The sequence below is a fragment of the Streptomyces sp. NPDC048185 genome (assembly GCF_043202495.1).
Lineage (GTDB): Bacteria > Actinomycetota > Actinomycetes > Streptomycetales > Streptomycetaceae > Streptomyces.
Genome location: NZ_JBIDAN010000006.1, coordinates 18885 through 43799 on the forward strand (window position 1 = coordinate 18885; position 24915 = coordinate 43799).

24 protein-coding genes are annotated in these 24915 nt (G+C 73.3%); 11 read left to right on the forward strand and 13 right to left on the reverse strand.

Features of this window, described 5'->3' with window-relative positions; translation table 11 throughout:
- Window positions 1-23: 23 nt before the first annotated feature.
- The 6 genes from pstA to ACGF3H_RS18780 all read right to left on the reverse strand — a co-directional run bounded on the left by pstA (window position 24) and on the right by ACGF3H_RS18780 (window position 7378).
- The gene (pstA, locus tag ACGF3H_RS18755) at window positions 24-1082 is read right to left on the reverse strand and encodes a phosphate ABC transporter permease PstA (RefSeq protein ID WP_362489697.1); all 1059 of its coding nucleotides are present in this window, start codon (window positions 1080-1082) and stop codon (window positions 24-26) included.
- Window positions 1079-2092 carry a phosphate ABC transporter permease subunit PstC gene (gene pstC, locus ACGF3H_RS18760; protein ID WP_362489699.1) on the reverse strand — a complete coding sequence of 338 codons (1014 nt, stop codon included), beginning with the start codon at window positions 2090-2092 and terminating at the stop codon, window positions 1079-1081. The genes pstA and pstC overlap by 4 nt, the downstream gene beginning before the upstream one ends.
- A gap of 127 nt (window positions 2093-2219) precedes the next feature.
- Window positions 2220-3350 carry a phosphate ABC transporter substrate-binding protein PstS gene (pstS, locus tag ACGF3H_RS18765; RefSeq protein WP_362489701.1) on the reverse strand — a complete coding sequence of 377 codons (1131 nt, stop codon included), beginning with the start codon at window positions 3348-3350 and terminating at the stop codon, window positions 2220-2222.
- Window positions 3351-3533: 183 nt separating this feature from the next.
- Window positions 3534-3977 (reverse strand): NUDIX hydrolase, encoded by a 444-nt coding sequence (locus ACGF3H_RS18770; protein WP_362489702.1) that lies wholly within the window; start codon window positions 3975-3977, stop codon window positions 3534-3536.
- Window positions 3978-4002: 25 nt separating this feature from the next.
- On the reverse strand, window positions 4003-5145 hold the full coding sequence (locus ACGF3H_RS18775) for a CHAD domain-containing protein (RefSeq protein ID WP_362489704.1): 1143 nt from the start codon (window positions 5143-5145) through the stop codon (window positions 4003-4005).
- Complete coding sequence (locus ACGF3H_RS18780) at window positions 5126-7378, reverse strand: RNA degradosome polyphosphate kinase (RefSeq protein ID WP_362489706.1); 2253 nt, start codon at window positions 7376-7378, stop codon at window positions 5126-5128. The genes ACGF3H_RS18775 and ACGF3H_RS18780 overlap by 20 nt, the downstream gene beginning before the upstream one ends.
- A 255-nt stretch (window positions 7379-7633) precedes the next feature.
- Between ACGF3H_RS18780 and ACGF3H_RS18785 the strand changes: the two genes are divergently transcribed.
- The 5 genes from ACGF3H_RS18785 to ACGF3H_RS18805 all read left to right on the forward strand — a co-directional run bounded on the left by ACGF3H_RS18785 (window position 7634) and on the right by ACGF3H_RS18805 (window position 12117).
- Entirely contained in the window at window positions 7634-8176 is a 543-nt protein-coding gene (locus tag ACGF3H_RS18785) for an RNA polymerase sigma factor (protein WP_239765751.1), read from the forward strand.
- On the forward strand, window positions 8173-9021 hold the full coding sequence (locus ACGF3H_RS18790; RefSeq protein ID WP_362489709.1) for a zf-HC2 domain-containing protein: 849 nt from the start codon (window positions 8173-8175) through the stop codon (window positions 9019-9021). The genes ACGF3H_RS18785 and ACGF3H_RS18790 overlap by 4 nt, the downstream gene beginning before the upstream one ends.
- 65 nt (window positions 9022-9086) lie before the next feature.
- Entirely contained in the window at window positions 9087-9947 is an 861-nt protein-coding gene (locus ACGF3H_RS18795) for an ABC transporter ATP-binding protein (protein WP_362489711.1), read from the forward strand.
- Complete coding sequence (locus tag ACGF3H_RS18800) at window positions 9944-11467, forward strand: ABC transporter permease (RefSeq protein ID WP_362489713.1); 1524 nt, start codon at window positions 9944-9946, stop codon at window positions 11465-11467. Before ACGF3H_RS18795 ends, ACGF3H_RS18800 begins: the two co-directional genes overlap by 4 nt.
- 14 nt (window positions 11468-11481) lie before the next feature.
- Window positions 11482-12117, forward strand: coding sequence for an ABC transporter (locus ACGF3H_RS18805; RefSeq protein WP_362489714.1), 636 nt, complete (start codon window positions 11482-11484; stop codon window positions 12115-12117).
- Window positions 12118-12234: 117 nt separating this feature from the next.
- Here ACGF3H_RS18805 and mshD read toward each other — a convergent pair whose 3' ends face one another.
- On the reverse strand, window positions 12235-13161 hold the full coding sequence (mshD, locus tag ACGF3H_RS18810) for a mycothiol synthase (RefSeq protein WP_362489716.1): 927 nt from the start codon (window positions 13159-13161) through the stop codon (window positions 12235-12237).
- 182 nt (window positions 13162-13343) lie between these two features.
- On the opposite strand from mshD, the gene ACGF3H_RS18815 reads away from it, so the two are divergent.
- Window positions 13344-15167: a bifunctional metallophosphatase/5'-nucleotidase gene (locus ACGF3H_RS18815; RefSeq protein ID WP_362489718.1), complete on the forward strand. Its 1824-nt coding sequence runs from the start codon at window positions 13344-13346 to the stop codon at window positions 15165-15167.
- A gap of 80 nt (window positions 15168-15247) precedes the next feature.
- On the opposite strand, the gene ACGF3H_RS18820 is transcribed toward ACGF3H_RS18815, so the two are convergent.
- From ACGF3H_RS18820 to ACGF3H_RS18845, 6 genes are all read right to left on the reverse strand, one after another.
- Window positions 15248-16687, reverse strand: coding sequence for a HAMP domain-containing sensor histidine kinase (locus ACGF3H_RS18820; protein WP_362489719.1), 1440 nt, complete (start codon window positions 16685-16687; stop codon window positions 15248-15250).
- Window positions 16684-17424: a response regulator transcription factor gene (locus ACGF3H_RS18825; RefSeq protein WP_362489721.1), complete on the reverse strand. Its 741-nt coding sequence runs from the start codon at window positions 17422-17424 to the stop codon at window positions 16684-16686. The genes ACGF3H_RS18820 and ACGF3H_RS18825 overlap by 4 nt, the downstream gene beginning before the upstream one ends.
- Before the next feature lie 122 nt (window positions 17425-17546).
- A complete protein-coding gene (locus ACGF3H_RS18830) occupies window positions 17547-17744 on the reverse strand; it encodes a hypothetical protein (RefSeq protein ID WP_362489723.1) in 198 nt (65 codons plus the stop codon).
- Window positions 17745-17763: 19 nt separating this feature from the next.
- A complete protein-coding gene (locus tag ACGF3H_RS18835; protein WP_393816508.1) occupies window positions 17764-18864 on the reverse strand; it encodes a S1C family serine protease in 1101 nt (366 codons plus the stop codon).
- Between the two features lie 109 nt (window positions 18865-18973).
- Complete coding sequence (locus ACGF3H_RS18840) at window positions 18974-19996, reverse strand: LacI family DNA-binding transcriptional regulator (RefSeq protein ID WP_362489727.1); 1023 nt, start codon at window positions 19994-19996, stop codon at window positions 18974-18976.
- A 68-nt stretch (window positions 19997-20064) separates the two neighbouring features.
- Window positions 20065-20838 carry a response regulator transcription factor gene (locus tag ACGF3H_RS18845; RefSeq protein WP_362489728.1) on the reverse strand — a complete coding sequence of 258 codons (774 nt, stop codon included), beginning with the start codon at window positions 20836-20838 and terminating at the stop codon, window positions 20065-20067.
- A 234-nt stretch (window positions 20839-21072) separates the two neighbouring features.
- Between ACGF3H_RS18845 and ACGF3H_RS18850 the strand changes: the two genes are divergently transcribed.
- The 5 genes from ACGF3H_RS18850 (at window position 21073) to ACGF3H_RS18870 (ending at window position 24820) form a co-directional block, all read left to right on the forward strand.
- Window positions 21073-21942: an alpha/beta fold hydrolase gene (locus tag ACGF3H_RS18850; protein WP_362489730.1), complete on the forward strand. Its 870-nt coding sequence runs from the start codon at window positions 21073-21075 to the stop codon at window positions 21940-21942.
- Between the two features lie 62 nt (window positions 21943-22004).
- Window positions 22005-22259 (forward strand): MoaD/ThiS family protein, encoded by a 255-nt coding sequence (locus tag ACGF3H_RS18855; protein WP_362489732.1) that lies wholly within the window; start codon window positions 22005-22007, stop codon window positions 22257-22259.
- Between the two features lie 2 nt (window positions 22260-22261).
- Window positions 22262-23581, forward strand: a complete 1320-nt coding sequence (locus ACGF3H_RS18860) for a hypothetical protein (protein ID WP_362489734.1) — start codon at window positions 22262-22264, stop codon at window positions 23579-23581.
- A 148-nt stretch (window positions 23582-23729) separates the two neighbouring features.
- Window positions 23730-24467: a DUF2993 domain-containing protein gene (locus ACGF3H_RS18865; RefSeq protein ID WP_362489736.1), complete on the forward strand. Its 738-nt coding sequence runs from the start codon at window positions 23730-23732 to the stop codon at window positions 24465-24467.
- Between the two features lie 272 nt (window positions 24468-24739).
- On the forward strand, window positions 24740-24820 hold the full coding sequence (locus ACGF3H_RS18870) for a putative leader peptide (RefSeq protein WP_350310325.1): 81 nt from the start codon (window positions 24740-24742) through the stop codon (window positions 24818-24820).
- Window positions 24821-24915: the final 95 nt, after the last annotated feature.

The following is a 24915-nucleotide window of genomic DNA, read 5'->3' on the forward strand; positions in this document are numbered from 1 at the left end:
ACTGCTTCTTTCGGTCCGGGGCCTTAGCGACCGGTCTTCGGGGCCTTCCAGCGGGCTATGCCGCGGGCCACCGCATTGAGGATCATGATGAACGCGATGAGCGTCAGGGCAGCCGCCCAGGCACGGTCGTACGCCGCGTCGGAACCGGCGCTGTACTGCAGGTAGATGTACATCGGCAGCGACTCCTGCGGATCCTGGAACGGATTCGCGTTGATGAAGTCGGTGCCCCAGACCAGCAGCAGCACGGGGGCCGTCTCGCCGGTGATGCGGGCGACGGCCAGCATGACGCCGGTGATGATGCCGCCGACCGAGGTGGGCAGGACCACCTTCAGGATCGTGCGCCACTTCGGCACGCCGAGCGCCAGTGACGCCTCGCGCAGCTCGTTCGGGACGAGCTTGAGCATCTCCTCGGTGGAGCGGACGACCACGGGGATCATCAGGATGCACAGGGCGAACGAGCCGGCGACGCCGGACGGGCCCATGTCCAGGATGAGCACCCACAGGCTGAGGACGAACAGGCCGGCGACGATCGACGGGATGCCCGTCATGACGTCGACGAAGAAGGTGACGGCCTTGGCGAGCCGGCCGCGGCCGTACTCGACCAGGTAGATCGCGGTGAGCACGCCGATCGGCACGGAGAACAGGGTGGCCAGGCCGACCTGTTCCAGGGTGCCGAGGATGGCGTGGTAGATGCCGCCGCCGGGCTCGCTGTCGGCGACCACGCCCATCGAGTGGGTGAGGAAGTAGCCGTCGAGGACCTGCACGCCCCGCTTGAGCGTCTCCCAGATCAGGGAGAGCAGGGGGATCAGCGCCAGGAGGAACGCGACCCAGACCGTGCTGGTCGCGACGCGGTCCTTGGCCTGCCGGCCGCCCTCGACGCGCGCCGAGACGGCGTAGGTGCCGCCGACGAAGAGGACCACGGCGATCAGGGCCCACTGGATGCTGCTGTTCAGCCCGGCCGCGGCGCTGATGCCGAGACCCACGGCGACCGACCCGGCGGCGACCGCCCAGGGGAACCACGTGGGCAGGGTGGCGCCGCGCAGCGAGCCGCTGCCCTTGGGGGTGAGGGTTGCGTTGCTCATGCGTTGGCCCCCGAGTACTCCTTGCGACGGGCGATGATCATGCGGGCCGCGCCGTTGACCAGCAGCGTGATGACGAAGAGCACCAGACCGGAGGCGATCAGCGCGTCCTGGCCCATCACGGTGGCCTCGTTGAACTTGCTGGCGATGTTCTGGGCGAAGGTGCCGCCGCCCGGGTCGAGCAGGCTGGCGTTGATGTCGAAGGTCGGCGAGAGCACCATGGCCACGGCCATCGTCTCGCCGAGCGCGCGGCCGAGGCCGAGCATCGACGCGGAGATGACGCCGGAGCGGCCGAAGGGGATCACCGACATCCGGATGACCTCCCAGCGCGTGGCGCCGAGGGCCAGTGCGGCTTCCTCGTGCATGCGCGGCACCTGCCGGAAGACCTCACGGCTGACGTTGGTGATGATCGGCAGGATCATGATCGCGAGCAGGACGCCCACGGTGAGCAGCGAGCGCGGCGCTCCGCCGTTCCACTCGAGGATGCCGGTCCAGCCGAGGTACTCGTCCAGCCACCCGAAGAGCCCGTCCATGTGCGGCACGAGGAAGAGCGCGCCCCACAGGCCGTAGACGATCGAGGGCACGGCGGCGAGCAGGTCGATCACGTACGCGATGACGCCGCCCAGCCTGCGCGGCGCGTAGTGCGTGATGAACAGGGCGATGCCGACCGAGACCGGGACCGCGATGGCCATGGCGATGATCGACGACACGACGGTGCCGAAGGCCAGGACCGCGATGCCGAACTGCGGCGGGTCACCGCTGGGGTTCCAGTCGAAGCTGGTGAAGAAGTTGGCCTCGTCCTCGCTGATCGCGAGGGAGGCGCGGTACGTGAGGAAGGCCGCGATGGCGGCCATGATGACCAGCACCAGGATGCCGGACCCGCGGGAGAGCCCGACGAAGATCCGGTCGCCGGGCCGGGTGGCGCCGCGTGCGGCGCTCCTGTCCTCGGCGCCCGGGGGCCGGTGGGGTGCTGGGGCTGCTGCTGGCTTCTGGGGGTCAGTGGTTATGTCCATCGGGTTCTCCGGTCTGCGGAGCCGTCGTTCGCGACGGCTCGGTCGGAGCCGCCCGTGCGAGGGCTCCTGGCGGCGGTGCACCGGACGGTGCGGTCCGGCCCCGTGCGGGGGCCGGACCGCACTCGGGTCAGCTCAGGCTCGCGATGTTCTCGCGGACCTTGGTGATGATCTCGGTGGGCATCGGGGCGTAGCCGGCGTCCGCCAGCAGGCCCTGGCCGTCCTCCGAGGCGATGTAGTTCAGGAAGGACTTGGTGGCGGGCAGCGTCTCCGCCTTGTTGCCCTTGTCGCAGGCGATCTCGTAGGTCACCAGGACGATCGGGTAGGCACCGCCGGCGGTCGGCGTGTAGTCCAGCTCCAGCGCGAGGTCCTTGCCGGTGCCGACGACCTTGGCCGCGCCGATGGCGGCGGTGGCGTTGTCGACGGTGGCCTTGACCGGCTCGGCGGCCTCGGTCTTCACGTCGACCGTCTTGATGCCGTCCTTGGCGTACGACAGCTCGAAGTACGAGATGGCGCCGGACGTCTGCTTCACCTGCGCGGCCAGACCGGAGGAGCCCTGAGCGGACTGGCCGCCCTTGGCCTCCCAGGACTTGCCCGGCTCGTACGTCCAGTCCTTCGGCGCGGCGGCCTTCAGGTACTTGGTGAAGTTGTCCGTGGTGCCGGACTCGTCGGAGCGGTGGAAGGCCTGGATCTTGAGGTCGGGGAGCTTGGCCCCCGGGTTGAGCTTGGCGATCGCCGGGTCGTTCCAGTTGGAGATCTTGCTGTCGAAGATCTTCGCGAGCGTCGGGGCGTCCAGGACGAGCGTGTCGACGCCCGGCACGTTGTAGCCGACGGCGATCGGGCCGCCGACCATCGGCAGGTCGATGGCCTGGCCGTCCTTGCAGACCTTCTTCGACGCCTCGATCTCGTCGGGCTTCAGCGCGGAGTCCGAACCGGCGAACGCGGTCTGGCCCTGCGTGAACGCGGTGATGCCCGCGCCGGAACCGGTCGGGTTGTAGTTGATCTGCACGCTCTTGCAGGCCGCGACGTACTGCTTGACCCAGGCGTCGATGGCGTTCTTCTGGGCCGAGGAGCCGGAGGCCTGGAGCTGGCCCTTGGCGTCCTCGCACTTGATGTTGCCGGCCTGCGTGCTGGCGGAGGCGCCGCCGCCGTTGCTGTCCCCGCCGGTGTCGTCGGAGCCGCACGCCGTGAGGGCCAGGGCGCCGGAGACGGCGAGAGCACCGAGAGCGAGGGCCCGCCGGTTCATGCGCTGAAGCTTCACTTGAGGGAGTTCCTTCCAGGAGCCGCCGTCCTGAATCCGGCGGCGTGCGAGGACTGTCTACGGCCGAAATTAGGCAGAACAGGTGAAGCCGCCGATGGGCATGAATGAACGAGGGGTGAACCCCTGTGGACGGTGCGGTGAGGTCACGGAACGCTTACGCCGAAGACACGGCGCGGTCCCGGGTCACCCGTCGTACGGGGCGTCGCCGTCCGGGCGCAGCGCGGCCGGCAGCGCGTCGACGAGGGTCCGGTCCCGGGGCTGGGTGAGGCGGGCGCGGGCGGCCGCGGCGGGCAGCCAGAGGATGCGGTCGACCTCGTCGTTCGGGGTGAAGCCGCCCGAGACGGCCTCCGCCGCCCAGTACCGGACCTCCTTGGGGCGGCCGTCCGCCAGGTAGCGCACGGTGGGCAGCTCGGCGCCGGGCACCGCGGTGTACCCCGTCTCCTCCGCCACCTCGCGCAGGGCCCCGGCGAGCGGGTCCTCCCCGCGCAGCAGCTTGCCCTTGGGGTGCGACCAGTCGTCGTACTTCGGCCGGTGGACCAGGCAGAGCTGCGGCTCGCCGGTGTCCGGGTCGCGGCGCCACAGGACGCATCCGGCCGCGCGGACGGTGGTGCCCTCGGGTGTGCTCATGCGGGGATCGCCGTCCCTTCGCGGGTCAGGGGGCCGGTGCCGGACGGACGGCCCTGTGCTGCCAGTCGTGCTGGAAGGCGTACCGTGCCGCCTCCACCTCGTGGCGCTGGTCGGCGTGGAGCACGCCGAGCGCGTACGCCGTCGCCGGGGCGATGCGGGGCGTGCGGGCCGCCTGCGCCGCGGCGGCGGCGGCCTCCGAGGCGTCGCGGTGGCGGTCGAGGGCCTCGCCCGCGGTGCGCAGGCGGGCGTCCTCACCGCCCGGGCCGCCGCCCTCGCCGGCCAGGACCTCGCGGGCGTACCGGTGCAGGCGCAGCAGCAGGCGGACCTGGTGCCAGGGGGCGTCCTGCGGGTGCGGGGCCGGGTCCGGGGACAGGCCGTGGACCAGCGCCTCCGCGTTGTACGGGTGGCCCGCGGTGACCAGGGGCAGAGCGGCCACCGCGTCGGCGAGGCGGCCCTCCGCCGCCCCGGCCAGCGGGCGGAGGTCGGCGGTGGCGTCGGCGGTGGCCCGCAGGGGCACCTCGCTGGCCAGTAACGCGACCTTGTCGGCGACCGCGTGGAAGCGGCTGCTGCCCAGGGCCTGCAGTGCCGTGGAGTGGGCCCGGGTGCGGGCCAGGGTCAGCTGGCGGTCGAGCAGGGCGCCCGCCTTGGCCGCGCCGACCGTGAGGTTGCCGCGCTCCGGGGGCGCGGGTGCGGGGGACGCGGGGAGGTTCGCGGCCACGGCCGCGGCCGCCACCGGCCTGCGGGCCGGGCACGCCGACGAGCCGGAGAGGCGGTGCAGCGCCTGGAGCAGGCGTTCCAGGCGCGAGGCGTAGGCGTGCTCCAGCGCCAGCGTGCCGGACAGCCACGCCAGTTCGGGGCGCATGCCCTCCGCCCAGTCGGCGTCCAGCAGGGGCTGGTAGGTGTGCAGGGTGCCGCTCAGGCGGCGGGCCGCGCGCCGCAGGGCGCGCGCCGCGTCCACGGGGCCCGCCGAGCCGTTGCCGAGGCCCTCGCCGTGCACGACGCTCGTGCCCGCGCCCGACTCGCGGTGCAGGCGCAGGGCGCGGAGGAACTCCGTGGCCTGGGCACGGAGGTAGCTCGCGAGGGCTTCCGCGGGAACCGGCCCGGCCGGTCCGGACCGTTCGGCCGGTCCGGCCAGGCGGTTCGTCGGGTCAAGGTGTTGCTGTGCCACGCCGGCGCCTCCGGGCGTCTATGAGCATCTCCTGGACGTTGCGCAGGGGCTGGCCGTCCGCGTCGGTCGAGTGCCGGGTCCACTCGCCGTCCGGGCCGAGGTGCCAGGAGGCGGTGCCGTCGGACATGCCGGTCTCGAGGAGCCGGTTCAGGGCCGCCCGGTGGGCCGGGTCGGTGACCCGGACGAGTGCCTCGATACGGCGGTCGAGGTTGCGGTGCATCATGTCGGCGCTGCCGAACCAGACCTCGGGCTCACCGCCGTTGCCGAAGGCGAAGACGCGCGAGTGCTCGAGGAAGCGGCCGAGGACGGAACGGACCCGGATGGTCTCCGACAGGCCCGCCACGCCCGGGCGCAGCGCGCAGATGCCGCGCACCCACACGTCGACCTGGACGCCCGCCTGGGACGCGCGGTAACAGGCGTCGACGACGGCCTCGTCGACCATCGAGTTGACCTTGATGCGGATGTAGGCGGGTCGGCCCGCGCGGTGGTGCTGGATCTCCTTGTGGATGCGGGAGACCAGGCCGTCGCGCAGGGACTTGGGCGCGACGAGCAGGCGGCGGTACGTCTCGCGGCGGGAGTAGCCGGAGAGCCGGTTGAACAGGTCGGAGAGGTCCGCGCCGACCTGCGGGTCCGCGGTGAGCAGGCCGAGGTCCTCGTAGAGGCGGGCCGTCTTGGGGTGGTAGTTGCCCGTGCCCACGTGGCTGTACCGGCGGAGGGTGTCGCCTTCCTGCCGGACGACCAGGGACAGCTTGCAGTGGGTCTTCAGACCGACCAGCCCGTAGACGACGTGGCAGCCGGCCTCCTCCAGCTTGCGCGCCCACTTGATGTTGGCGTGCTCGTCGAAGCGGGCCTTGATCTCGACCAGGACGAGGACCTGCTTGCCGGACTCGGCCGCGTCGATGAGCGCGTCCACTATCGGGGAGTCGCCGGAGGTGCGGTACAGCGTCTGCTTGATCGCGAGGACGTCCGGGTCGGCCGCGGCCTGCTCCAGGAAGGCCTGCACGGAGGTGGAGAAGGAGTCGTACGGGTGGTGGAGCAGGACGTCGCGGCTGCGCAGGGCGGCGAAGACGTCCGGCGCCGACGCGGACTCGACCTCGGCGAGGTCGCGGTGGGTGCCGGCGACGAACTTCCGGTACTTCAGCTCCGGACGGTCGAGGCTGTGGATGCGGAAGAGACCGGTGAGGTCCAGGGGACCCGGGAGGGGGTAGACCTCCGCCTCGCCGATCTTCAGTTCGCGGACGAGGAGGTCCAGGACCTCCCGGTCGACGGACTCCTCCACCTCCAGGCGGACCGGCGGGCCGAAGCGGCGCCGCATGAGCTCCTTCTCGAGCGCCTGGAGGAGGTTCTCGGCGTCGTCCTCCTCGACCTCCAGGTCCTCGTTGCGGGTGAGGCGGAAGGCGTGGTGCTCCAGGACCTCCATGCCGGGGAACAGCTCTTCGAGGTGGGCGGCGATGACGTCCTCGATGGGCACGTAGCGGCCCGGGGACGCCTCGAGGAAGCGGGACAGCAGCGGGGGGACCTTGACGCGGGCGAAGTGCCGGTGGCCCGTGACGGGGTTGCGGACGACGACCGCGAGGTTGAGGGAGAGGCCCGAGATGTACGGGAAGGGGTGCGCCGGGTCCACGGCGAGGGGCGTGAGGACCGGGAAGATCTGGTGCCGGAAGAGCGTGAAGAGGCGGGCCTGCTCCTTCTCCGCGAGTTCGTTCCAGCGGACCAGGTGGATGCCCTCCTCGGCCAGGGCCGGGGCGACGTCCTCGTGGAAGCAGGCGGCGTGCCGGGCCATGAGCTCGCGGGAGCGGGCCCAGATCATCTCCAGCACCTCGCGGGGCTGCAGGCCGGAGGCGGAGCGGGTGGCCACGCCGGTCGCGATGCGGCGCTTCAGGCCGGCGACGCGGACCATGAAGAACTCGTCCAGGTTGCTGGCGAAGATCGCGAGGAAGTTGGCGCGCTCGAGGAGCGGGGTGTTCGGGTCCTCGGCGAGTTCGAGGACGCGCTCGTTGAACGCGAGCCAGCTGCGCTCGCGGTCCAGGAAGCGGCCCTGGGGGAGGGCGGTGCCCGTGCCGGTGCCGTCGGCGCCGGGCGCCGGGGACTCCTCGTAGGCGTCCAGGTCCGCGTCGATGTCGGGCTCCAGGTCGGAGACCGTGGCGGCCACGGTGTGCGGGCGGTGCGCGGCGATGGAGCCCACGGAGGGCTGCGGGTGCTGGACCTCGGCCTGGGTGTTCGGCTGCCTCATGAACCCATTCTTCCGCGCCGCGCGCAGGACAGGCGCGTCGGAAGGCGCGGAATGCTCTGCTCCTGGTGGCACGGTCGGTTCCATTCGGCGAGGGTCGCAAGGCTGTCTGAATCGATGGTTACGGGGACATGACGTGTGGGATAGCGGGCGGCCTCCGGCGGGCGGCGCGCCGCGTCGGACGCCGCCCCCGGGCCCGGCCGGAAATTCACCTGTGATCGTGTGAACCGGACGACCCGGCTCGTCCGATGAGGAGATGTGAGCGAAACACGAACGGACGGCGAGCTGCTGCGGGCCGTCGCCGCGGACGCCGACCGGCGCGCCTTCGAGGAGCTGTACCGGCGGTACGCCCCGTGGCTGACCGCCCGGATGCGCGGCCGCTGCGCCGACGCCGGTGTCGTCGACGACGTCGTGCAGGAGACGTTCCTGGCGGTGTGGCGGGGCAGCGCGCGCTACCGCGAGGACGGGGACGTGGCCGGCTGGCTGTGGCGGATCGGATCGCGGCGGCTGGTCGACGCGCTGCGCGGCGACGGCGCTCGGGGGCGGCTGCGGCAGGCGCTGGCCCGCCTGCGGCACCGGGACGAGGCATCGGCCGAGGAGCGGGTGCTCGCCGGTGTCGAGCACGGGGACCTCGCCGGCGCGCTGGTCCGGCTCTCGCCGGAGCTGCGCGCGGTGCTCCAGGCCACGGTCATCGACGGGCTGACCACCCGCGAGGCGGCCGTCCTGCTCGGCATCCCGCCGGGCACGGTCAAGACGCGGGCGATGCGGGCCCGCCGGCAGCTGCGGGAGGCGCTGGCATGAGAATCGACAACGGCTGGCACGTGGACGAGGACGACCTGCGGGCCTACGCCCTCGGCGAGCTCGCGGCGCCCGTGCTCTGGTCCGCCGACGCCCACCTGACCGCCTGCGCACGGTGCCGGGGCGTCCTCGCCGAGGTGAGTGACGCCGCCGCCCTGGAGGCGGGGTGGGAGCGGCTCGACGCGGAGCTGGACGCGCCCCGGCCGGGGTGGCTCGAGGGTCTGCTGGTGCGCTGCGGGGTCGCCGACCACACGGCGCGGCTGCTCACGGCCACGCCCGTGCTGCGCCGGTCCTGGCTGGGTGCGGTCGTCGCGGTGCTGGTGACGACGTTCGTCGTCGCCTTCACGTCCGGTGTCACCGACAGGCCCACGGTCTTCCTCGCCTTCGCGCCGCTGCTGCCGCTGGCCGGGGTGGCGCTCGCCTACGGGCCCGCGCTGGATCCGACGTACGAGATGGCCGTCGTCTCGCCCATGCACGGCTTCCGGCTGCTGATGATCCGTACGGTCGCCGTCCTGGCCGTCGGCCTCGGCGTCAACGGCCTCGCGACGCTCGCCCTGCCGGGATACGGGCTGCGCGCGCTGGCCTGGCTGCTGCCCGCGCTCGCCCTCACCGCGTCGGGGCTGGCGCTGACGCCCCGGCTGGGACCGGTGGCCGCGCCCTCGCTGGTCGCCGGGGCGTGGGGCGCGGTGCTGTTCGCCGCCGACGCGGCGCAGACCGCCGAGGGCGGTCCGCTGGCACCGTTCACCGCGGCCGGGCAGGGCGTGTCCGCGGCCGTGGCCGTGCTGGGGGCGGGGCTGCTGGTCCTGTTCCGCGACCGGTTCGACGTCTTCCCGCGGGGTGCCGCGTGAGTCCGTCCTCTCTTTCCTCCTCCTCCTTTCGACCTCTGTACTCGACCTCTGTACGGGAGCGCCGTATGACCCCCACCGTTTCCGCCTCCGGGCTCGGCCTTCACTACGGGCGCACCCGGGCCCTGGACGACGTGTCGTTGCGGCTGACGCCGGGCGTCACCGGACTGCTCGGGCCGAACGGGGCGGGGAAGACCACGCTGCTGCGGGTGCTGGCGACCGCCGTGCCCGCCGACCGGGGGACCTTCACCGTGCTGGGGCACGACCCGGGCACCGCGCGGGGCCGGCAGGAGGTGCGGCGCCGCCTCGGGTACCTGCCGCAGACGCCCGGCTTCCATCCGGACTTCACCGCCTTCGAGTTCGTCGACTACGTCGCGATCCTGAAAGAGCTGACCGACCGGGCCGGCCGGCACCGCGAGGTGCGGCGGGTCCTGGACGAGGTCGCGCTGGGGGATGTCCGCGGCAAGCGGATCAGAAAGCTGTCCGGTGGCATGCGGCAGCGGGTCGCGCTCGCGGCGGCGCTCGTCGGTGACCCCGGGTTCCTGGTCCTCGACGAACCGACGGTGGGGCTCGACCCGGAACAGCGGATGCGGTTCCGTGAGTTGATCGCCGGGGCGGGGGAGGGGCGGACCGTGCTGCTGTCCACCCACCAGACCGAGGACGTGGCGATGCTCTGCCACCGGGTCCTCGTCATGGCCGAAGGGGCCGTGCGGTTCGACGGGGCCCCGGCCGAGCTGACCGCGCGGGCCGCCGGGCGCGTGTGGAGCAGCACCGAACGCGACCCGCGGGCGAAGGCCGGGTGGCGCACCGGCACGGGCTCCTTCCGGAACGTGGGCGACCCGCCCCCCGGCGCCGAACTGCTCGAACCGACGCTGGAGGACGGCTACCTGCTGACCCTCGACGGCGCCGGTGCGGGGGTGTCGGCATGAGCACCGCGACGACGGCCGCCCCGCCGGCCGTGGACGCCGGGCCGCGCGGCGGCGGTGCCCGGGCCGTGCTGGCCCTCGCCCGGTTCGAGGCCCGCCGGCTGCTGCTGAGCGTCCCCGTCCTCATCGCCTTCGTCGGCTACGTCGCCTGGATCGTGTGGCGCACCCGCAGCTCCTGGGACGGCTATCCGGCCCTCCAGGACGCCGACCGCGCCACCCAGGGCGCCCCCCTGCTCGTCGGCCTCGCCGTCCTGGTGTCCGCCAACGTCGCCGTCCTGCGCTCCGCGCGCCACGGCACGGAGCCCCAGTTCGCGATCCTGGTCATGGCGCCCTGGCGCCGTACGGTGGCGCACGCGCTGTCCGTCGTACCGGCCGCGCTGCTCACCGCGCTGTGCGTGGCCGGGCAGTTCGCGCGGGAGGCGGCCAAGCCGGGCGCGGTCGGGACCGGTTCACCGGCCGAGCTGCTCGTGGGACCGCTGACGGTGCTGCTGGCCGGGGCCCTCGGTGTGCTGCTGGGCCGGGTGCTGCGGGCACCGGTCGCCGCGCCGCTGCTGGTGGTCTGCCTGCTGTTCACGCTCGTCCTCGGCACCGGACCGGGCGGCACGGGCGGGCTGTCGTGGCTGTCCCCGGTGGTCTCCGAGATCGGCCCCGACTCCCTGCCCTCCGACCTGCTGGGCCGGCCGGCCGCCTGGCACGCCCTGTACCTGGCGGGCGCCGCCCTGTGCGTGGGCTTCCTCGCGGTGCTGGTCGCCGGCGGACGCGGGCCGGCCGTCCGGGCGGGCCTCGCCCTGACCCTCGCCCTGACGGTCGCCGGCGGGATACTGCAGGCCCGGGGCGTGGACCCGTCGCCGGAGCTGACCGCGGCCCGCGAACGGGCCTCGGTGAGCCCGGAGAAGGAGCAGACCTGCGTCGAGCGGGGCCCGTCGACGTACTGCGCGTTCCCCGAGTGGGAGTCCCGGACCCGTGCCTGGGCCGGGGTGGTGGACCACGTCCAGTCCCTCGCCGGCGGCGCCGCACACGATCGGCGGCTCCTCGTCCGGCAGCGCATAGACGCCCGGTACGGCCTGGGGAGCGACACCGCGATCCCCGCGCTGTCCGCCCCGCACCAGGTGACCGTGGGCACCGCATGGGGCGGCAACCGGGTCCCGGAGTTCTCCACCGCCGTCGCCGCCGTGCTGGTCGCGGGCAGCGAGGAGGCGAGCAACGCGGTGTGCGACGGGCGCATGGTCACCATCATGTGGCTCTCCCTCAGCTGGCAGGACGACCCGGTGAACGCCCTGCGCCGGGTCCGTCTCGACGACAGTGTCGAGGGCTCCGCGATCGTCCTGTCCCCGACCGACCCGCTGAGCATGACGGAGGGACAGACCGACGTCGTGCGGCGGCTGCTCGAGAAGCCCGGCCCCGGTGTCGCCGAGCGGGTGAAGGCGCACTGGGCGGAGCTGACCTCGCCGGACGTCACGACGGCCGAGGCCGCGAGGCTGCTGGGCGTGGCCGGGCCGGCCACGGCGGACTCGTGCGAGTGAGCAGCCCCGCGCGAGTGACGCGCGCACTGGCCGGCCCCGTGTGGCGCACGCTGCCGTGGCGGGCCCTGGGGGCGGCGGGCGCCCTGGGGCTGCTGCTCGCCGGGACGCCGAGGATGGCGGGCGCCGAGCCGACCCCCTGGCAGACGCTCACCCTGCTGCGGGGCGTCGCCCTGATCGGCGCGCTCGGCCTGGCCTTCCTGCTGGACGACCGGGCCCGGCACCTCACCACGCCCGTACCGACCCGGCGTCCCCTCCGGCAGGCACTGCGGGTGGCCCTCGTCGTACCGCCCGCCGCGCTGTGGTGGACGGCGGTGCTGCTGCTCGTGCCCTCAGGGCTCCGTCCCCCGGCCGGCGACATCACCCTGGAGGCCGCGGCGATGTGCGTGCTGGCGCTCGCCGGTGCCGCGGCGGCGGTACGGCTGACGGACGAGCCGCGCCCCGGCCCGGCGGTCGCGGCGGCCCTGCTGGTCGTGGCCGTCCTCGCGCCCCTGCTGCTACCCGAGGACCGGTCGCTGTTCGTGGTGCCGGACGACCCGCGGTGGCCCGCTGCGCACGACCGGTGGGCGGTGCTGCTGACCGCGGTCGCGGTGGTCTGGGCGGCGTGCGGGCCGGAGCCGGTGGGCCGACGGGGGCGGCGGAGACAGGGATGAGGGCCGCGTTCCGTCACCCCGCCCGGACCGCCCGGCCAGCCCTGCGCCCCCCGCGGCAGGAGTGGAGCGCGGGGGCTCGGTTCCCGTCCCCGACAGGCACGGCGCGCCGGTGACGGCTCACGTCTCCGTGCGGTACATCAGGTCCGTCTCGTGCGTGGCGAAGCCGAGGCGCTCGTAGACGGACACCGCCGCCTTGTTGTCGGCGTCGACGTACAGCATCGCCGTGGGCAGGCCCTGCTCCGCCAGGTGCCGCAGGCCGATGGTGGTCAGGGCCTTGCCCAGGCCGCCGCCCTGGGTGTCGGGCCGGATGCCGAGGACGTACACCTCACCGAGCCGCTCCTCGGCGTGCACCTTGGTCCAGTGGAAGCCGATCAGCTCGCCCCCGCGCTCGGCCAGGAAGAACCCCGCCGGGTCGAACCAGGCCTCGGCCTTGCGGTCGTCGAGGTCCCGCTGCGTGAGGGAGCCCTGCTCGGGGTGGTGGGCGAAGGCGGCGGCGTTCACGGCGAGCCAGGCCGCGTCGTCCCGGCCGGGCACGAAGGTGCGCACGCTCACGCCCTCGGGCAGACGCGGGTCCGGCAGGTCGAGCCCGGCCAACGGGCGTCGCATCTGCCGCAGTTCGCGGAAGAGGGTCAGCCCGAGCACCTGCGCGAGGTGCCGGGCGGCGGAGTGGCCGCCGTGCGCCCAGATCCGCAGCCGTTTGCCGGAGGCCGCGAGCAGCGCGGAGCCCAGCGCACGCCCGTGCCCCTGGCCCCGGTGCGAGGGGTGGACGACCAGCTCGGCGGCCGGCGGCTCCACCGGGTCGGTGTCCTCCAGCTGCGCGTAGCCGACGAGATCGCCGTCCACGGAGAGCAGCAGGTGGGCGATGCCCTCCCGCGCGCCACCGCGCAGCTGGAGTCGCCCCTGCTCGGACACGGCGTGCTGCCCGTCGTTCCGGGCGGCCTCGCCGAGCAGGGCGAGCACGGCTTCGGTCTGTTCCGGGGTGAGTGCGGCGAGGGTCTCGATCGAGCGGGGGCGGCCGGGCCGCACGGTGTCGTCGCTGGTCATGCGTACGAGAGTAAGGGGCGGGCCCGGCAAAGTGGCGGCACGGGACGGGGAAGGTACATCAGGCTGTAACCCGGAAACCCCTGTCGTGCTACGCGCGTTGACCCTAGGCTGCGCCGACGGGCCGTCCCTCTCCGTGACGGCCCGCACCAGGCAGATCCGCAGGCAGACCCACAGGGGGGCGCATGCCAGCCACAGCACAGTCGTACGAACCGCGCCGCAGACGCCGTACCGGCCGCCTCCTCGCGGTGGCCGCCGGTGTCGTCACCGCCGGGGCGCTCGCCGCCGCGACGCTCCCGGCGTCGGCGAACGCGGGCGAGAGCCACCGCGGTCACAAGCCCGATCACCGGCCGGGCCGCTACCAGGACGTCCAGCTCCTCTCCTTCAACGACCTGCACGGCAACCTGGAGCCCCCGGCCGGCTCCTCCGGCCGCGTCACCGAGGTCCAGCCGGACGGCACCACGAAGACCGTCGACGCGGGCGGCGCCGAGTACCTCGCCACCCACCTGCGCCAGGCCCGCAAGGGCCACCCGTACTCCATCACGGCGGCCGGCGGCGACATGGTCGGCGCCTCTCCGCTGCTGTCCGGCCTCTTCCACGACGAGCCGACCATCGAGGCGCTGAACAAGCTCGACCTCGACGTGACGTCCGTCGGCAACCACGAGTTCGACGAGGGCGCCAAGGAGCTGGCCCGCCTGCAGAACGGCGGCTGCCACCCCACCGAGGGCTGCTACACGGACAAGAAGTTCAAGGGCGCCGACTTCCCGTACCTGGCGGCCAACGTCCTGGACGAGAAGACGAAGAAGCCCATCCTGAAGCCGTACTGGGTGTGGAAGCAGAAGGGCGTCAAGGTCGGCTTCATCGGCGTGACCCTGGAGGGCACCCCGAACATCGTCTCCGCCGACGGCGTGAAGGGCCTGCAGTTCAAGGACGAGGTCGAGACGATCAACAAGTACGCCAAGGAGCTGCGGCGCCAGGGCGTGAAGTCGATCGTCGCCCTCATCCACGAGGGCGGCTTCCCGGCGTCGTCCTCCTACAACTACGACTGTGACTCCCCGGGCGCCGGCGACGGCATCTCCGGACCGATCGTCGACATCGCCAAGAACGTCACGCCCGACGTGGACGCGCTGGTCACCGGCCACACGCACAACGCGTACGTCTGCACGATCCCCGACCCGGCGGGCAACCCCCGCATGGTCACGTCGGCCGCGTCCTTCGGCCGCCTCTACACGGACACGACGCTGACGTACGACCGCGCGACGGGTGACATCGCCCGTACGGCCGTGAAGTCGGCGAACCACGTGGTGACGCGGGACGTCCCGAAGGCACCGGACATGACCCGCCTGATCGACCGCTGGAACACGCTGGCCGCCCCCATCGGCAACCGTCCCATCGGCTACATCTCCGGCGACATCAACCGTGACGGCACCGAGTCCCCCCTCGGAGACCTGATCGCCGACGCGCAGCTGGCCTACGGCAAGTCCCTGGACCCGGAGACCGACCTGGCCCTGATGAACCCGGGCGGCATCCGGGCGCCGCTCACGTACGCGGCGAAGGCCGGTGAGGGCGACGGCGTGGTGACGTACGCCGAGGGCTTCACGGTCCAGCCCTTCGCCAACACGGTGAACCTGCGCAGCTACACGGGCGCCCAGCTGATCCAGGCGCTCAAGGAGCAGGTGAGCGGCGGCAACGAGGCGGCGCCGAAGATCCTCCAGGTCTCGTCCGGTCTGACGTACACCCTGGACCTGACGAAGACGGGCGCGGACCGGGTCGTCACCGGCTCCGTCCGCCTGAACGGCGCCCCGATCGACCCGGCGGCCACCTACCGCGTCGCGATGAACAGCTTCCTCGCGGGCGGCGGCGACGGGTTCACCACGCTGGGCCAGGGCACGGACGAGCTGGTCGGCACGGACGACCTGGCGGCCCTCCAGCAGTACCTGACGGCCAACTCGTCGGCGTCGGCCCCGATCGCGCCGCCGGCCGCGGACCGGATCACGGTCGTGCAGTAAGCGACCGTCCGCACCTCCGCACCTCCGCGCCGAGGCCCGGTCCGCGTCCACCTGGTACGCGGCCCGGGCCTCGTGCCGTGTCAGCGGTCCCCGTCCGCCGCGTCCAGTTCCGGCGGCGGCACCGGCGCCCCCGGCAGCCGCACCGTGGCCGTCGTGCCGCCCCCCTCGGCCGGGGCCAGCGTCACCTCGCCACCGGCCTGCTGGACGGTCCGGGCCACGATCGACAGGCCGAGGCCCGAGCCGGGCAGGGCGCGTGCCGACGGGGAGCGCCAGAAGCGGTCGAAGACGTGCGGGAGTTCCTCGGCGGGGATGCCGGGGCCGTGGTCGCGGACGGTGAGGACGCCGTCGGCGAGGCGTACGTCGACGGTGCCGCGGTCCGGGCTGAACTTCACCGCGTTGTCCAGGATGTTGACCATCGCCCGCTCCAGGGCGGAGGGCTCCGCCCGTACGTACCAGGGCGCGACGTCGGCGGTGATCGTCAGCTCCGGTCCGCGCAGGCGGGCCCGGCGCAGCGCCGCCTCGACGACGTCCTGCCAGGCGAGGATCTGTGCCTTGCCCGCGTGCTGCCCGGTGTCCGGGCGGGACAGCTCCTGCAGGTCGCCGATGAGCGCGGCGAGCTCCGTCATCTGCGCCTTCACGGAGGCGAGGAGAGCCTTGCGGTCGGCCTCGGGGATCGGGCGGCCGGTCTCCTCGCTGCGGGAGAGCAGCTCGATGTTGGTGCGCAGGGAGGTGAGCGGGGTGCGGAGTTCGTGGCCGGCGTCGGCGATGAGCTGCTGCTGCAGGTCGCGCGAGCTGGCCAGGGAGGACGTCATCGAGTTGAAGGACCGGGAGAGACGGGCGATCTCGTCCTCGCTGTCGTCCTCCACGGGGATGCGGACGTTCAGGTCCTCGGTACGGGCGACGTGCTCGACGGCCTGGGCCAGGTCGTCCACCGGCCGCAGACCGGCCCGGGCGACGGCGAGTCCGGCGGCCCCGGCGCCCACGACGCCGATGCCGGAGACGAGCAGGAGGACCCAGACCAGCGAGGACAGCGGATCGGTGACCTCCCTCACGGGTTTGGCGACGGACACGGCGACGCCCGGCTGCACCTGCTTCGTCAGCCGGTCGACGACCGGCCGGGTGTAGACGCGGACCTTGGTGCCCTCCGTCGTCCTGCCGGTGTGCAGCGTGCTCTCCGCCAGGCCGTCGGCGACGGCCACGTCCGCGTCCTGCACGCGCATCTCCTCGCTGCCCGGGTCCACGCACGTGGAGCCGTCGGAGTAGAGGATCGTCACGATGGGCGCGTTGGGTGCCTGGGGCAGCTCCTGCGGGTCGGCCGACCGGCAGTTGGCCAGCATGCTCTGCAGCAGCTGGCTGGAGACCTGCTCACCGCGCAGCTGGTCGTCCAGCTGGTGGTAGAGCTGGTTGCGCACCACGAACCAGCACGTCACCGAGACCGCCGCCACCGCGAACGCCACCGCCGCCGCGACCAGCAGGGCCAGGCGGGAGCGCAGGGGCAGGGTGCGGAACCGTTTGATCACTCCGCGCCGCCCTGCCGCAGGACGTAGCCGACGCCGCGGACCGTGTGGACGAGGCGCGGTTCGCCGCCCGCCTCCGTCTTCCGGCGCAGGTACATGACGTACACGTCGAGGGAGTTGGACGAGGGCTCGAAGTCGAAGCCCCAGACGGCCTTCAGGATCTGCTCCCGGGTGAGGACCTGACGCGGGTGCGCCATGAACATCTCGAGGAGGGTGAACTCCGTGCGGGTCAGCTCCACCGGGCGTCCGGCCCGCCTGACCTCCCGCGTCGCCAGGTCCATGGTCAGGTCGGCGAAGCCGAGGGTGTCGTCGTCGGCGGCGGTGGCCTCCAGCGCCGCCGCGTAGGAACTGCGGCGCAGCAGCGCGCGGATGCGGGCGAAGAGTTCGTCCAGCTCGAAGGGCTTGACCAGGTAGTCGTCGGCGCCGGCGTCCAGGCCGGTCACCCGGTCGCCGACCGTGTCGCGGGCCGTCAGCATCAGGATCGGGGTCGTGTCGCCCGCGCCGCGGATCCGGCGGGCGGCGGTCAGGCCGTCCATGCGGGGCATCTGGATGTCGAGGACGACGAGGTCGGGCCGGTATGCCGCCGCCTTCTCCAGGGCGTCGGCGCCGTCGACGGCGACCTCGGTGCCGTACCCCTCGAAGGCGAGGCTGCGCTGGAGGGCTTCGCGGACCGCCGGCTCGTCGTCGACGATCAGGATGCGCTGGGTGTCACGGTCGCGGTCGCCTTCTGCGGGGCTCATGGGCTCGGGTTCCTCGGGTGCGGTGGGTAAGGGCTGCCAACGCCTTCAGCGTCGCACGTCCGGGCCGGCCCGTGCGGCGCCGTGGGCCGGGGGCCGGCGCCCTGCGGCGCGGTGGGTGCGGGTCAGCTCCGTGCGGCGCGGCGGCGGGAGGCGGTGCGGTGCGCCACGGGGCGGGCGGGGGTGCGGGTGGTGGCGCGGGCCGGCACCTCCGGCGCCCGGGGCACCGGAGGGTGCAGCGCGGAGGCGACCTCCAGGGCGAGGACGACCGCGGCCGGGCCGCCGCCGATGGACGTCGCGGCGTGCGCGATGCGCTGGATCATGGCGTGCTCGCTCCTTCGCTCAGTTGTCGGCGCCCGCCCGCAGCGTGGCCAGGTCCGCCTTGACGGTGTTGACCGGGATGGCGAAGCCGAGGCCGACGCTGCCCGCGTCCGCCGACGAGGACGAACCGGCCGCCGAGTACATCGCGGAGTTGATGCCGACGATGTTGCCGTTCATGTCGATCAGCGCGCCGCCGGAGTTGCCCGGGTTCAGGGAGGCGTCGGTCTGGATCGCCTTGTACGTCGTCGTGGACGAACCGGTGTCGCCGTTGAACTGCCGGCCGCGGAACTCGAACGGCCACTGGTCGCCCTGCCGCTGCTGCTCCTGCTGCTGCCCCTCGTCCGTCGACACGGTGACGTCACGGTCGAGGGCGGAGACGATGCCGCTGGTCACGGTGCCGGTCAGGCCCTCGGGGGAGCCGATCGCCACGACCTGGTCGCCGACCTGGACGCCGTCGGAGTCGCCGAGGGTGGCGGTCTTCAGGCCGGAGGCGTTCTCCAGCTTGATCAGCGCCAGGTCCTTCTTGCTGTCGGTGCCGACGACCTCGGCGCCGTACTGCTTGCCGTCGCTGGTCGTCACCTTGACCGACGAGGCACCGGACACCACGTGGTTGTTGGTGACGATCTCGCCGTCACCGGTGATGATCACGCCGGACCCGGTGGAGGAGCCGGCGTTCGAGGTGGCGCTGATCTCGACGATGCTCGGGCTGACCGCCTGGGCCACGCCGGCGACCGTGCCCTTCTGGCTGGAGGGCACCACGTTGGTGCTGGTGGAGCTGGACGCGACGGTGTCGCTGCCGGTCAGCTCCTGGATGCCGTAGGCGGTGCCGCCGCCGACGGCCGCCGCGACGATCGCCACGGCCGCGAGCAGGGCGACCGGGCCGCGCCGGGTCCGCCTGCGGGCCGGCTGGGCGGGCTCGTCCGGCCCGGCGCCCGTCGGGGGGTGGGGCGGTTGCGCCGGCGGAGGAGGCCACTCCGGGTTCACCGGGCTCGTGTGACTCCCGGGGGTCACCGGAGCCGCGTGGCTGTCCGGCGAGGAGGCGTGCTGCTGGGCGCCCTCGTAGGGGGTCACGTACGGATGCGCGTTCTCGTACTCGCCGCTGCGGCGGAAGCTCTCGGTCATGTCCATGAGCTTCGCGCCCGCGTATGAGAGCTTCCTGAGTCCCGCCTGAGAAGCCCGGCAGAACCTCGTATGCCCGATATAAAGCACCCGGCTCCCGCGACCGCCGGGGCTACTCGCAGCCGCAGGACCGCCGTACCACCAGCCGTGACGGGAACACCTTCAGCCGCTCCCGCCGCGAGCCCGCGACCCGCAGCCCGTCGTCCAGGACCAGGTCGACGGCGGACCGCGCCATCGCCGACCGGTCGGAGGCGACCGTCGTCAGCGGCGGGTCGGCCAGGTCCGCCTCCTTGATGTCGTCGAAGCCGGCCACCGCCAGCTCGCCGGGGACGTCGATGCGCAGCTCGCGGGCCGCGCGCAGCAGGCCGATCGCCTGGTCGTCGGTGGAGCAGAAGACCGCGGGCGGGCGGCGGGGCCCGGCGAGGATCTCCAGGGCCACCTTGTACGCGTCGTAGCGGTTGTACGGCGCCTCGAAGAGCCGGCCCTCGGTGGAGAGCCCGGCCTCCTTCATCGCCCGCTTCCAGCCCTCGACGTGGTCGGAGACCGGGTCGCCGACGGACGGGGTCTCGGCGGTGCCGCCCATGCAGGCCACGTACTCGTACCCGTGCTCCAGCAGGTGGCGTACGGCGAGCTGGGCGCCGCCCAGGTCGTCGGTGACGACGGCGACGTCGTCGATGGCCTCGGGGCGTTCGTGCAGCAGCACGACCCGGGCGTCCCACGCGTCGATCTCGGCGGCGGCCAGGTCGTTCAGGGCGTGGCTGACGAGGATCAGGCCGGAGACCCGCATGCCGAGGAAGGCGCGCAGGTAGTGCACCTCGCGCTCGCCGACGTAGTCCGTGTTGCCGACGAGGACCATCTTCCCGCGCTCGGACGCGGCCTGTTCGACGGCGTGGGCCATCTCCCCGAAGAAGGGCTGGCGGGCGTCCGGGATGATCAGGCCTATCAGGTCCGTGCGCCGCGACGCCATGGCCTGGGCGACCCGGTCGGGCCGGTACCCCAGCTCCTTGATCGCGGCGAGGACACGCTCGCGCGTGGCCGGGGCGACCGGCCGGGGTCCGTTGTTGATGACATAGCTGACGACGGCGGTCGAAGTCCCCGCCAGTCGCGCCACATCATCCCGAGTCACCTTGGCCACGCGCGGAGTCTACGCGGATGGACCCGCTCCGGGCAGGGCGTATCAGCTCTCGGTCCGCCCGGTAACGCTCAGGCCTCGGCCGCGGCGTGCGCCGCCTCCGCGGCGTCCGCCTTCGCCCCGGACCCCGCCCTCGCCTTGGTCTCCTCCGCGGCGCGCTCCTTCTTCTCCGGTTTCTCGGGCGTGACGAAGCGGTAGCCGACGTTGCGGACGGTGCCGATCAGCGACTCGTGCTCGGGGCCGAGCTTGGCGCGCAGCCGCCGTACGTGCACGTCGACGGTGCGGGTGCCGCCGAAGTAGTCGTAGCCCCACACCTCCTGCAGCAGCTGGGCGCGGGTGAAGACCCGGCCCGGGTGCTGGGCGAGGTACTTCAGCAGCTCGAACTCCTTGAAGGTCAGGTCCAGGACCCGGCCCTTGAGCTTGGCGGAGTACGTCGCCTCGTCCACCGACAGGTCGCCGTTGCGGATCTCCATGGGGGAGTCGTCGCCGACGATCTGCTGGCGGCCCATGGCGAGCCGCAGCCGGGCCTCGACCTCCGCCGGACCGGCGGTGTCCAGCAGCACGTCGTCGATGCCCCAGTCGGCAGTGACGGCGGCGAGGCCCCCTTCGGTGACGACGAGGACCAGCGGACAGCCGAGCCCCGTGGACCGCAGCAACTGGCACAGACTGCGGACCTGGGGGAGATCGCGGCGCCCGTCGACGAGGATCACGTCGGCGCCGGGGGTGTCGACGAGGGCGGGCCCCTCCGCCGGGGCCACGCGGACGTTGTGCAGCAGCAGGCCGAGGGCGGGAAGCACCTCCGTCGACGGCTGGAGGGCGTTGGTCAGGAGCAGTAGAGAACTCATCGCGCCCCACCTGCCTGGGTCGTCTCACGGTCGTGCACGGTTCGCTCGCCCATAACGTCTGGTTCCTCCTCGGTCCCTGCGAGGACGTTTACGGCACTGCTTCGTACGGTGCGGGCCCCGCGCCCGTGGGGTCCGCTGCGAGTCCGGGAGGTGAACGCTGGTGAACGCTCCCGAAAGCACAAAAGGACCCGGGGGCTACATCGCCCGAGTCCTCTGCCCAGCAGAATAGCCGACATGAGCGACGGTCGGGCAGGTCATGTGGCGCGTTCCACCATTCGTCCGAATCCTGGGACACCCCCGGGGACGGCGGGACGAAGGCCCCGCCGCCCGCCCGCGCGGACGTTTCTGCGCACGTCCGACGGGGTGCGGATCGAGGCCGTGTACGAGCCGGGACGAGACCGCCGGGAAGCCGCTGACCTGGTGTTCGTCGTGGCGCACGGGTTCACCGGCGACGTCGGCCGCCCGCACGTGCGCCGGATCGCGGAGGCGTTCGCGCGCCACGGGGCCGTCGTCACGTTCTCCTTCCGGGGCCACGGCGCCTCGGGCGGGCACTCGACCGTCGGCGACCGCGAGGTGCTCGACCTGGCGGCGGCGGTGGCCTGGGCGCGCGGCTTCGGTCACGCGCGCGTGGTGACCGTCGGCTTCTCCATGGGCGGCTCGGTGGTGCTGCGGCACGCGGCGCTGTACGGCGGTGACGGCGACGACCGGGACGCCCGCACCGACGCGGTCGTGTCGGTGAGCGCCCCGGCCCGCTGGTACTACCGGGGCACCGCCCCCATGCGCCGGCTGCACTGGCTGGTGATGCGGCCCGCCGGGCGCCTGGTGGGCCGCTACGGCCTGCGTACCCGGATCCACCACCGGGACTGGGACCCGGTCCCGCTGTCGCCGGTGGAGGCGGTGCCGCGCATCGCGCCGACGCCGCTGCTGCTCGTGCACGGCGACCGGGACGGCTACTTCCCCCTCGACCACCCCCGGATGCTGGCCGAGGCGGCCGGTGACCACGGCGAACTCTGGGTGGAGCCCGGCATGGGCCACGCCGAGCACGCTTCCGGCGAGGAGCTGCTGCACAGGATCGGCGACTGGGCCGTGGCGCGGGCGGGCTAGCCTGACGGTGTTCACCGCCGATCGGCACGGACGCCGATCGGCACCGGCGACGAAGGATCCAGATGGCAAAGGTCACGGTGCGCTACTGGGCCGCCGCGAAGGCCGCGGCGGGAGCGGCCGAGGAGCCGTACGAGGCGGCCACGCTCGCCGACGCGCTCGACGCGGTGCGCGCGAGCCACCCCGGCGAACTCACGCGCGTGCTGCTGCGCTGCTCGTTCCTCGTCGACGGCGACCCCGTGGGCACGCGGGCGCACGAGACGGTACGGCTGACCGACGGCGGCACCGTCGAGGTGCTCCCGCCGTTCGCGGGAGGGTGACCATGACCGACCAGCCGTATCAGGGGCACCAGCCGCACCGGCCGCATCAGCCGCATCAGCCGTACGAGGGACACGAGGGGTACGACGCCCAGGTGTGGCCCGGACAGCACCAGCAGGGCGAGCACACGCAGCAGTGGCAGGGCCAGACCTGGGAGACCCAGCTGCAACCGCCCGTCCCGGCGGAGGAGACGGCGTACCTGCCCCCGCAGACGGACGGCGCGTACGGCGGTGGGTACGGGGGACACCCGTACGGATCGCAGCAGCACCAGCCGCAGCCGCAGCAGTACCGGCAGCAGCCGCCGCAGCCGCAACCCGAGCCGCAGCAGTACCAGCAGCCGCTGCAGCAGCAGTACGAGCCTCAGGCGCAGCAGCAGTACCAGCAGCCCGCCCAGCAGTACCAGCCGTACGCCCCCCAGGCCCAGGCCCAGCCGCAGCCCTACGCGCCGCAGTCGCCCGCAGCCCCTGAGCCTCCGGCCGCCACGGCCGCCACGGCCGCCACGGCCGCCCCGGCGGCCACCGACGCCGCCGACGCGCCCGAGTACGGTCCTGCCACACTCGCGGGCAACGCCCGGATCACCGATGCGCAGCGGGCCCGCGCCGAGGGGCGTTCGCCGATCATCGACCCCGGGATGCAGCCGGCCGCGCTCACCGCGCTGCTGGGGCTGCTGCTGGCCGGCGCGGCCGCGGTCGGCACCTACGCGCTGCTCGTCCCGCTGGTCGTCCTGCAGGCCGTCACCGCGGCGGGCTGGTTTCGGCTGAACGGCATGTGGCCCGCCCGGCAGGGCATCGCGCTGGGCTTCGCGGGCGCGCTGGCCGCGGACGCGGCGATGCTGGCGTCTGACCGTTCCCCGGCGGCGCTCCTCGGCACGCTCGGCGTGTGGGTGCTGCTGTCCCTCGTCCTGCAACTGCGCTCGCACGCCGACCCGGACGAGCGCATGTACGGCCTGACGGCGACCGTCGCCGCGGCGGCCCTGGCCGTCGTCGCGGGCGGGTACCTCGCGGCCGACGCGGACGCGGTGACGGTCGGCGCGGTCGCCGTGGCGGTGGCCGTCGTGGCCCGCGCGCTGCCGCTGCCGACGCCCGCGTCCGTGGTCGTGGCGCTGCTCGCGGCGGCCGGTGCCGGGATCGCGGTCGGCGCGGCGACGGGCTTGGGCACGTCCGGTGCGCTGCTCGGCGCGGGCGCCGCGGTGTGCGCGCTGATCGGGCACCGGGTCGCGGCCTACGACTATCCGTCCCGGTTCGTGCACTTCACGGCGGGCGTGGCGCTGCCGCTGGCGGCCTCCGCGCCGGCCGTGTACCTGCTCGGCCGGGCGCTCGGCTGAGCAGGGACACGGGACACACGCACCCCGCTTGTCACAGGTGATCGACAAAAACCCGGCGGCCGTCGCCCACCGCGTTACGCTCGCGCTGGACGGCCGCCGGTCGTCGGGGGACCGCTCTCGTTGACGTTTACTGGTGGGGAACGCTCGCATGCGCGCACTGCGAATACTGTTGGTCGTCGTCGTGATCCTCGGCGGGCTCTTCGTGATCGCCGACCGGGTCGCGGTCAACTTCGCGGAGGGCCAGGCGGCGGACAAGCTGCGCACCACCGAGAACCTGGCCTCGACGCCGGACGTGTCCATCAACGGCTTCCCCTTCCTCACACAGCTCGCCGGCGGTGAGCTCGACGACGTCGAGGTCGGCATCCACGACTACGAGGCCGCCACCGGCAACGGCACCGAGAAGATCCGTATCGACGACCTGCGGGCGGACATGAAGGGCGTCGAGTTCTCCAGCGACTTCGGCTCGGCCACCGCGGCCACGGCCACCGGCACCGCGACGATCGGCTACGACGAGCTGATGAAGGCCGCCAAGTCCGAGCCCACGGAGGTCGGGCCCGGCATCACCGCCAAGGTCGTCGGCCTCTCCGACGGCGGCAACGGCAAGATCAAGGTGTCGCTCCGGGCCACGGTGCTGGGTGTCGAACTGCCCGAGCCGGTCGACGTGCTCAGCTCGGTCAAGGTCGAGGACGACAACGTCGAGGTCGTCGCCGACGGCCTGCCGACGATAGGCGGCAAGCAGTTCGCCGAGTCGCGGATCCGGGACATCACCGACTTCCAGCAGACCATCGACGAGCTGCCCGGCGGGATCAAGCTGGACAAGGTCGAGGCGGCGAAGAACGGCGTCGAGATCACGGTGAAGGGTTCGGGCGTCAGGCTGGCAGGGTAGGACGACGGTCGGCGGGCCCGGGAGGCCCGACCCGCGACCCACGGCCCGCGCGCCGAACGCCCGGCGACCCCCCTGCGACCGTCCGGCGTCGCCGGCGACGTCCGACAGGCGAGACGCCGACGTCCGCACCGCAGATGTGCCGGCGGAGACGACGGTCGCGAGCCCCTCGGCGGCGCCCCGGGAGCCTCATCGATCCCACATTACGGACGATCGTGTCTCATCATGCGACACGCCGGTGACATGGCCCGGTTCACGTCCCTACGATCGAGCCTATGAAGCGACAGGCGGATCTCACGAAGCGGCGGGCAGTGGACCTGTGCCGCGTTGCCGCCATGCTCTGTCGCACTTTCTGAGCGGACGGCGACGCCGCCGTCCGGTTCCCCGCACCGCCCTGCTCAGGGCACCCGCGCGCCGCCACGGCATGAGCGCGCGCGCCCTCTCACTCGCA